This window comes from Rhodococcus sp. As11 (assembly GCF_048957735.1).
In the GTDB taxonomy this organism is placed as follows: Bacteria; Actinomycetota; Actinomycetes; order Mycobacteriales; family Mycobacteriaceae; genus Rhodococcus; species Rhodococcus gordoniae.
The window spans coordinates 1-719 of sequence record NZ_JARDJE010000061.1 but is presented as its reverse complement, the minus strand read 5'-3'; the positions used below and the strand labels follow the sequence as shown (position 1 = coordinate 719).

Below are 719 nucleotides of genomic sequence, written 5' to 3'. Positions count from 1 at the left end.
CCGTCGTTCGGGGTCAGCGTTCCGACCGCACACCGCCGCTTCACGACCTGGGTTCGGGCCGGGGTGTTCGACGAACTCCACCGCAGGGTCCTCGATCGGCTCGGCGCCGGTGGGGACCTGGACTGGTCCGCCGCGATCCTGGACGCAGCGCACGTCCGGGCGAAAAGGGGGGATCTCTGACCGGTCCCAGCCCGGTCGATCGAGGTAAGAACGGCTCGAAGATCCACATCCTCTCCGACGCCGACGGCATTCCCCTCGTCACGGCGGTGACCTCGGCAAACACCCACGACAGTGTCATGCTGCAGCCGATGGTCACTGCGATTCCAGCGGTGCGATCGCGACGTGGTCCGCGCCGCTGCCGGCCCGGCCGGTTGCGGGCGGACAAGGGTTACGACTATCCCGTACACCGCCGGTGGCTGCGGGCACGGGGCATCGTTCCGCGGATCGCCCGTCGCGGCGTCGACAGCAGCGAGCGCCTCGGCCGTTACCGATGGAAGATCGAACGCACCCTGGCGTGGCTGAGCGGCTATCGCCGGCTGACGATGCGCTACGAACGTCACGGTGAGCACTTCGCCGTCTTTCTCCAACTCGCTGCCGCGCTGACCTGCTTCAAGAAACTGACCAAATGAGACATGCTCTAATACTGCAACGACAGTTTGTGACCACCGGTGCACGTGTGGTAATTGATCATTTGTGCAGTCGGAGGTGCTGGAATGGTC

Annotated in this window: 1 pseudogene; it reads left to right on the top strand. The window is 65.2% G+C overall.

Features of this window, described 5'->3' with window-relative positions:
- Positions 1-629 (top strand): annotated as a pseudogene (locus PV766_RS24075) (IS5 family transposase); the annotation flags it as partial.
- Positions 630-719: the final 90 nt, after the last annotated feature.